The following is a 7,614-nucleotide window of genomic DNA, read 5'->3' as shown; positions in this document are numbered from 1 at the left end:
GTCCCCGGCGCGGCCGGCTACCACGAGCTCACGCGCCGCGCCGGGGACATCGCCCGCGAGCGCGGCTGGACGTTGGCGCGGGTCACGCATCTGCTCGACCGGTACGGCGACGAGCTGCCCGCACTGCTGGAGGCCATTGACGCCCACGACGCGGCCAGCGACGACGAACCGGCATGGGGTGAGCCGCTGCCGGGCACCCCGGCCTTCTTGCGCGCCGAGGTGGCCTGGGCCGTCACTCATGAGGGCGCCACGCACCTGGAGGACGTGCTGGTGCGCCGGGTGCGGCTGGACCTGGAGTGCCGCGACCGTGGGCTTGGCGCAGCGGACGAGGTGCTGGAGGTCATGGCACCGCTGCTGGGCTGGTCGGCCGACGACGTCGCCGCCGAGCGCGCCGCCTACGCGCAGCGGGTCGAGCAGATCGCGGCCGCGGAGGCGGAGACCACCGACGCCACCGCCGTCACTCACGTCACCCGCCCCATCTGAGCGCCGCCCCCTTCACCGAAACCGGCACTAATAACATGCCGAAACCGGCACTAATAACGTGCCGAGACCGGTCGAAATGGCTGAGGCGCGGCTAACCCAGGAAGCCATCGCACCTCCGTCTCTGGCGGCAGCCGTTAAGACTTGGGTCGGCACGGCGCGAGGGTGAAGCCTCGTGTTCGCCTCCTTGAGGGGGACCAGCCGCCCGCCGAAGCCATCAGTCGGGCGAACTCAGGGGGACCGTTTGTATGCACTTGGACTGCCTGGGCACGGTTGGACCGTCTGACTGGACTGTCGGAGAGAACAACGGGAACCCGCCGAGCGTTGACGGTTCGTATCTTTCACCGACGATTCGGCACTTCGCCTCAACGCTTCGGCACTTCGCTTGACGGTTCGGCACCCTAGCTGCCGAACCGTCGGCCTCCGTGCCGAACCGTTCACCTGAACGTACGAACCGTCAGCGCAGCTGCCGAACCGTCAATGTATCGCGTCAGGCTCATCGCCCCGATAACCAGAAAGCGCCGGGGTGACACCGTCATCCGATATTCCCAGCACCGGGCATCATCGCGGCGAAGCCTCTTCAGGGCGAGGGGCGGCGGGGTTTCCGTGGCGATCTCGGCCTCGACCGCTCTGGCCGCGTCATTAGTGCCGGTTTCGGCACGTCACAAGTGCCGGTTTCGGTGAAGGGGGCGGTCGGGCTTGGGCTCGATGCCGGCCAGGCGGGACAGGCCGTAGGCGGCGTGCAGCACCCAGATGGGGTGGACCGTCTTGACCCCGCTGGACTGCTCGATCTGCCAGCGGCAGGTCTCGGTGTCACACACTGCAAGGTTCGGGTTAACCTCGCGGGCCTGGTCGAACAGGGGCTTGCCGACGGCCTGGGCGATGTCGTACTTCTCCTTCTTCAATCCGTAGGTGCCGGCGATGCCGCAGCAGGCCTTCCCGGACTCGACCACGTGGAAGCCCGGCACCAGCTCCATCACCTCGATCGCCGGCATCCCCATGTTCTGTCCCTTGAGCTGGCAGGGAGCGTGGTACAGAACAGTGGCGTCAATACGGCGGAAGTGATGCGGCAGCTCACCGGCCTCGTCGAGGTCGCGCAGGAACTCCGACAGCTCCACAGTGCGCGCAGACACGTCGGAGAGGACCTCGGCCTCCACGCCCAGGATCTCGTGGGCCTCATGCTTGAGCATGCCGGCGCAGGAGCCGGAGGAGGACACAATGGTCAGGTCCTTCCCAGCAGCGGCGAGCTGCTCGCACAGGCGCACCAGGCTGGCGGAGGCCTGCCCGTACAGGCCGTTGGACTGGGAGGCGAGTCCGCAGCAGCCCTGCTTCGGGACGATGACCTCATAGCCGATGTGCTCGAGCACCTCGATGGCGCGTTTGGAGGTCTCCACCTCGAAGTAGCCGCCGGCGCAACCGTGGAAGAACACGATCGGTCCACGCGAGCCGGCGGGCACGAGCGTGTGCGGGCGCTTGGTCCGGCACCGCAGCCAGTCGGCCAACGACTGGGGCTGGGCGTGGGGCATGGGGGCGTCCCGGTGGACGCCGACCACCTTCTCCATGGCCACCCGGATCGGCCGATTGTCCAGTGCGGCATTGGCCAGCGGCGCAATCGGGGTCATCACCTTGCCCATGAGCGTGGTTTGGGTGATGAGGCGGTCGCGCACCGGTATCTCCCGGTTCTGGGCGCGCATGACGGCGCGGGCCTGGTTGTTGAGCTCGGCGACCTTGACGCCCTGCGGGCACACCCGGGTGCAGGTGCCGCAGGAGGAGCAGTAGTCGATCGAGTGGTCGACGCTCTCACCGTTGCGGTACCGCTCGGCCTGAGGGCCAACAAACTTCGGTCCGGGGAACAGTTCGGTGACGGCCATCACCGGGCAGGCGGTCTCGCAGATGGTGCACTTGACACAGCAGTCGAGGCTCGCGCGCGCCAGGGAGTGGGCGGCGGTCTCGACGGCGGCCGCACCGGAGGTCACCCGCGCCCCGCCCTTACCGGGCAGCGGTAGATCCCAGCGCTGAGCCAGGGTATCGACGTCAAACATCAGTCCTGCTCCTTGGTGTCGTCGGAGTGGTTGGCTCCGGTGGTCTTGCCTGCCGCGGTGGGCGCGTCGGGGGCGGCGTCCTGGTGGCTCTCCGCCAGGATGGCGTCGCAGGCCGCTTCGGCCGAGCCGAGCGCGATCCCCTCCCCGGATTTCTCACTCCAGCGGACGGCGCCCGCCAGCACGCCGCCGACGGCGTACACGCCCTCCAGCGCCGGGGCGCCGTCGGGGCCGAGCGGCCGCATTGTGGCATCGACGGCGACGCCGACCCGGAACAGTCCCTGCGGCGCGCCCCAGTAGTCGCGGTGGATGAGGCGACGCAGGTTCTCCTCGCCGTCGGCGCTGACTCCGGCCAGGGGCAGGCCCAGGACGGTGTCGGTGACGTTGCCGTGGGAGTCCATGGTTAGGGCTCCGGATTCGAATCCGCCTGCGGCCAGGATGAAGGCTCCGGCACGATGCTCGCGGGGGCGGCCGGCCGCGGCGCTGGTGACGGATACCAGACGGCCGCGCTCGACGCGCGCATCGACGACGCGCGCGCCCATGACTACGCGCACCCGGGAGTCGGCGGCCAGGCGGTCCAGCCGGTGCTCTAGCCGCAGCCCGGGCACCGACGGCGGCACCAGCGGAATCTCGCCGACGGGCGCCCCCAGTCGCGCGGCAATCTCCTGGAAGACGCCGGGACGCTCCAGGCCGAGGACGGCGGGCAGCAGGACGGTCTCGCCGGCACGGACCTTGCCCTGAAGCAGGCGCACCAACTGGTCACGCACGGCCGGGTCGTCCAGTGCGCGGGCATGGCCGACCGCGTTGGTGTCCGCCTCGCCGGCGCGGGCCTCCAGATCGATGGTGAGGGCGCGAGCCTCGACACGGCCGCCGCCCGGCAGCTCGCAGCGGCGCAAGTTCCCGGCGACCATCTCGGCGGTGAAGTCCTTGAGGCGGGCCAGGCCGACGACGAGGTAGCGGCCGCCGTCCACCAGCACCGAGGCCTCCATGGAGGGCTGTACCAGGAGGGTGGGGCGCATCGCCCCCAGGGCCGTGGGCAACCACAGGTTGGCCGGCCCGCTGCCCTTCTCGTGAGCGACGGCGTCCCCGGAGCCTGTCGCCGCGGCCCCGGTCGTCCCATCGGCATCCGGCCGCGCGATCAGCAGCTCGGGACCGACGAGGTCGGCGAAGCGGTCGACGCCGGCGGCGGTGGCGCGTCGTCCGATGGCCCGGTAGGGGTGCCCCTGCGGCAGCAGCTCGGCGTCGGCGATGGCCGCATAGGGGTGGGTGATGGCGCGGCGAGCGGAGCGCTCCGCTCGCCGCGCCATCACCCACCCCTATGCGGCCATCGCCGACGCCGAGCTGCTGCCGCAGGGGCACCCCTACCGGGCCATCGGACGACGCGCCACCGCCGCCGGCGTCGACCGCTTCGCCGACCTCGTCGGTCCCGAGCTGCTGATCGCGCGGCCGGATGCCGATGGGACGACCGGGGCCGCGGCGACAGGCTCCGGGGACGCCGTCGCTCACGAGAAGGGCAGCGGGCCGGCCAACCTGTGGTTGCCCACGGCCCTGGGGGCGATGCGCCCCACCCTCCTGGTACAGCCCTCCATGGAGGCCTCGGTGCTGGTGGACGGCGGCCGCTACCTCGTCGTCGGCCTGGCCCGCCTCAAGGACTTCACCGCCGAGATGGTCGCCGGGAACTTGCGCCGCTGCGAGCTGCCGGGCGGCGGCCGTGTCGAGGCTCGCGCCCTCACCATCGATCTGGAGGCCCGCGCCGGCGAGGCGGACACCAACGCGGTCGGCCATGCCCGCGCACTGGACGACCCGGCCGTGCGTGACCAGTTGGTGCGCCTGCTTCAGGGCAAGGTCCGTGCCGGCGAGACCGTCCTGCTGCCCGCCGTCCTCGGCCTGGAGCGTCCCGGCGTCTTCCAGGAGATTGCCGCGCGACTGGGGGCGCCCGTCGGCGAGATTCCGCTGGTGCCGCCGTCGGTGCCCGGGCTGCGGCTAGAGCACCGGCTGGACCGCCTGGCCGCCGACTCCCGGGTGCGCGTAGTCATGGGCGCGCGCGTCGTCGATGCGCGCGTCGAGCGCGGCCGTCTGGTATCCGTCACCAGCGCCGCGGCCGGCCGCCCCCGCGAGCATCGTGCCGGAGCCTTCATCCTGGCCGCAGGCGGATTCGAATCCGGAGCCCTAACCATGGACTCCCACGGCAACGTCACCGACACCGTCCTGGGCCTGCCCCTGGCCGGAGTCAGCGCCGACGGCGAGGAGAACCTGCGTCGCCTCATCCACCGCGACTACTGGGGCGCGCCGCAGGGACTGTTCCGGGTCGGCGTCGCCGTCGATGCCACAATGCGGCCGCTCGGCCCCGACGGCGCCCCGGCGCTGGAGGGCGTGTACGCCGTCGGCGGCGTGCTGGCGGGCGCCGTCCGCTGGAGTGAGAAATCCGGGGAGGGGATCGCGCTCGGCTCGGCCGAAGCGGCCTGCGACGCCATCCTGGCGGAGAGCCACCAGGACGCCGCCCCCGACGCGCCCACCGCGGCAGGCAAGACCACCGGAGCCAACCACTCCGACGACACCAAGGAGCAGGACTGATGTTTGACGTCGATACCCTGGCTCAGCGCTGGGATCTACCGCTGCCCGGTAAGGGCGGGGCGCGGGTGACCTCCGGTGCGGCCGCCGTCGAGACCGCCGCCCACTCCCTGGCGCGCGCGAGCCTCGACTGCTGTGTCAAGTGCACCATCTGCGAGACCGCCTGCCCGGTGATGGCCGTCACCGAACTGTTCCCCGGACCGAAGTTTGTTGGCCCTCAGGCCGAGCGGTACCGCAACGGTGAGAGCGTCGACCACTCGATCGACTACTGCTCCTCCTGCGGCACCTGCACCCGGGTGTGCCCGCAGGGCGTCAAGGTCGCCGAGCTCAACAACCAGGCCCGCGCCGTCATGCGCGCCCAGAACCGGGAGATACCGGTGCGCGACCGCCTCATCACCCAAACCACGCTCATGGGCAAGGTGATGACCCCGATTGCGCCGCTGGCCAATGCCGCACTGGACAATCGGCCGATCCGGGTGGCCATGGAGAAGGTGGTCGGCGTCCACCGGGACGCCCCCATGCCCCACGCCCAGCCCCAGTCGTTGGCCGACTGGCTGCGGTGCCGGACCAAGCGCCCGCACACGCTCGTGCCCGCCGGCTCGCGTGGACCGATCGTGTTCTTCCACGGTTGCGCCGGCGGCTACTTCGAGGTGGAGACCTCCAAACGCGCCATCGAGGTGCTCGAGCACATCGGCTATGAGGTCATCGTCCCGAAGCAGGGCTGCTGCGGACTCGCCTCCCAGTCCAACGGCCTGTACGGGCAGGCCTCCGCCAGCCTGGTGCGCCTGTGCGAGCAGCTCGCCGCTGCTGGGAAGGACCTGACCATTGTGTCCTCCTCCGGCTCCTGCGCCGGCATGCTCAAGCATGAGGCCCACGAGATCCTGGGCGTGGAGGCCGAGGTCCTCTCCGACGTGTCTGCGCGCACTGTGGAGCTGTCGGAGTTCCTGCGCGACCTCGACGAGGCCGGTGAGCTGCCGCATCACTTCCGCCGTATTGACGCCACTGTTCTGTACCACGCTCCCTGCCAGCTCAAGGGACAGAACATGGGGATGCCGGCGATCGAGGTGATGGAGCTGGTGCCGGGCTTCCACGTGGTCGAGTCCGGGAAGGCCTGCTGCGGCATCGCCGGCACCTACGGATTGAAGAAGGAGAAGTACGACATCGCCCAGGCCGTCGGCAAGCCCCTGTTCGACCAGGCCCGCGAGGTTAACCCGAACCTTGCAGTGTGTGACACCGAGACCTGCCGCTGGCAGATCGAGCAGTCCAGCGGGGTCAAGACGGTCCACCCCATCTGGGTGCTGCACGCCGCCTACGGCCTGTCCCGCCTGGCCGGCATCGAGCCCAAGCCCGACCGCCCCCTTCACCGAAACCGGCACTTGTGACGTGCCGAAACCGGCACTAATGACGCGGCCAGAGCGGTCGAGGCCGAGATCGCCACGGAAACCCCGCCGCCCCTCGCCCTGAAGAGGCTTCGCCGCGATGATGCCCGGTGCTGGGAATATCGGATGACGGTGTCACCCCGGCGCTTTCTGGTTATCGGGGCGATGAGCCTGACGCGATACATTGACGGTTCGGCAGCTGCGCTGACGGTTCGTACGTTCAGGTGAACGGTTCGGCACGGAGGCCGACGGTTCGGCAGCTAGGGTGCCGAACCGTCAAGCGAAGTGCCGAAGCGTTGAGGCGAAGTGCCGAATCGTCGGTGAAAGATACGAACCGTCAACGCTCGGCGGGTTCCCGTTGTTCTCTCCGACAGTCCAGTCAGACGGTCCAACCGTGCCCAGGCAGTCCAAGTGCATACAAACGGTCCCCCTGAGTTCGCCCGACTGATGGCTTCGGCGGGCGGCTGGTCCCCCTCAAGGAGGCGAACACGAGGCTTCACCCTCGCGCCGTGCCGACCCAAGTCTTAACGGCTGCCGCCAGAGACGGAGGTGCGATGGCTTCCTGGGTTAGCCGCGCCTCAGCCATTTCGACCGGTCTCGGCACGTTATTAGTGCCGGTTTCGGCATGTTATTAGTGCCGGTTTCGGTGAAGGGGGCGGCGCTCAGATGGGGCGGGTGACGTGAGTGACGGCGGTGGCGTCGGTGGTCTCCGCCTCCGCGGCCGCGATCTGCTCGACCCGCTGCGCGTAGGCGGCGCGCTCGGCGGCGACGTCGTCGGCCGACCAGCCCAGCAGCGGTGCCATGACCTCCAGCACCTCGTCCGCTGCGCCAAGCCCACGGTCGCGGCACTCCAGGTCCAGCCGCACCCGGCGCACCAGCACGTCCTCCAGGTGCGTGGCGCCCTCATGAGTGACGGCCCAGGCCACCTCGGCGCGCAAGAAGGCCGGGGTGCCCGGCAGCGGCTCACCCCATGCCGGTTCGTCGTCGCTGGCCGCGTCGTGGGCGTCAATGGCCTCCAGCAGTGCGGGCAGCTCGTCGCCGTACCGGTCGAGCAGATGCGTGACCCGCGCCAACGTCCAGCCGCGCTCGCGGGCGATGTCCCCGGCGCGGCGCGTGAGCTCGTGGTAGCCGGCCGCGCCGGGGAC

Annotated in this window: 6 protein-coding genes; 3 read left to right on the top strand and 3 right to left on the bottom strand. The window is 70.3% G+C overall.

The window, feature by feature from the left end; genetic code table 11:
- Nucleotides 1-483, top strand: a 483-nt coding sequence (locus RWX45_RS00995) for a glycerol-3-phosphate dehydrogenase C-terminal domain-containing protein (protein ID WP_316021932.1), incomplete at its 5' end; no start/stop codon positions are given.
- Nucleotides 484-1,142: 659 nt separating this feature from the next.
- On the opposite strand, the gene RWX45_RS01000 is transcribed toward RWX45_RS00995, so the two are convergent.
- Together RWX45_RS01000 and glpB (RWX45_RS01005) are read right to left on the bottom strand one after the other, a co-directional pair.
- The gene (locus RWX45_RS01000; RefSeq protein ID WP_316021933.1) at nt 1,143-2,522 is read right to left on the bottom strand and encodes an anaerobic glycerol-3-phosphate dehydrogenase subunit C; all 1,380 of its coding nucleotides are present in this window, start codon (nt 2,520-2,522) and stop codon (nt 1,143-1,145) included.
- Nucleotides 2,522-3,826 carry a glycerol-3-phosphate dehydrogenase subunit GlpB gene (glpB, locus tag RWX45_RS01005; RefSeq protein ID WP_316021934.1) on the bottom strand — a complete coding sequence of 435 codons (1,305 nt, stop codon included), beginning with the start codon at nt 3,824-3,826 and terminating at the stop codon, nt 2,522-2,524. Before glpB (RWX45_RS01005) ends, RWX45_RS01000 begins: the two co-directional genes overlap by 1 nt.
- Here glpB (RWX45_RS01005) and glpB (RWX45_RS01010) point away from each other — a divergent pair.
- Together glpB (RWX45_RS01010) and RWX45_RS01015 are read left to right on the top strand one after the other, a co-directional pair.
- Nucleotides 3,789-5,093, top strand: a complete 1,305-nt coding sequence (gene glpB, locus RWX45_RS01010) for a glycerol-3-phosphate dehydrogenase subunit GlpB (RefSeq protein WP_316021934.1) — start codon at nt 3,789-3,791, stop codon at nt 5,091-5,093. The two genes, glpB (RWX45_RS01005) and glpB (RWX45_RS01010), sit on opposite strands and share 38 nt — an antisense overlap.
- On the top strand, nt 5,093-6,472 hold the full coding sequence (locus RWX45_RS01015) for an anaerobic glycerol-3-phosphate dehydrogenase subunit C (protein WP_316021933.1): 1,380 nt from the start codon (nt 5,093-5,095) through the stop codon (nt 6,470-6,472). Before glpB (RWX45_RS01010) ends, RWX45_RS01015 begins: the two co-directional genes overlap by 1 nt.
- A gap of 659 nt (nt 6,473-7,131) precedes the next feature.
- Here RWX45_RS01015 and RWX45_RS01020 read toward each other — a convergent pair.
- Nucleotides 7,132-7,614: glycerol-3-phosphate dehydrogenase C-terminal domain-containing protein (locus RWX45_RS01020; protein WP_316021932.1), on the bottom strand; the 483-nt coding region annotated here is incomplete at its 5' end.

Source organism: Actinomyces sp. MRS3W (genome assembly GCF_032465695.1).
In the GTDB taxonomy this organism is placed as follows: Bacteria; Actinomycetota; Actinomycetes; order Actinomycetales; family Actinomycetaceae; genus Actinomyces.
Note: the sequence above shows the minus strand (reverse complement) of the source record. Positions and strands in the feature narration are given on the sequence as shown.

Excerpts from the sequence above, each read along its gene's own strand:
- RWX45_RS01015 (WP_316021933.1), top strand. The coding sequence starts at position 5,093 with ATGTTTGACGTCGATACCCTGGCTCAGCGCTGGGATCTACCGCTGCCC.
- glpB (WP_316021934.1), bottom strand. The coding sequence starts at position 3,826 with ATGGCGCGGCGAGCGGAGCGCTCCGCTCGCCGCGCCATCACCCACCCC.
- RWX45_RS01000 (WP_316021933.1), bottom strand. The coding sequence starts at position 2,522 with ATGTTTGACGTCGATACCCTGGCTCAGCGCTGGGATCTACCGCTGCCC.
- glpB (WP_316021934.1), top strand. The coding sequence starts at position 3,789 with ATGGCGCGGCGAGCGGAGCGCTCCGCTCGCCGCGCCATCACCCACCCC.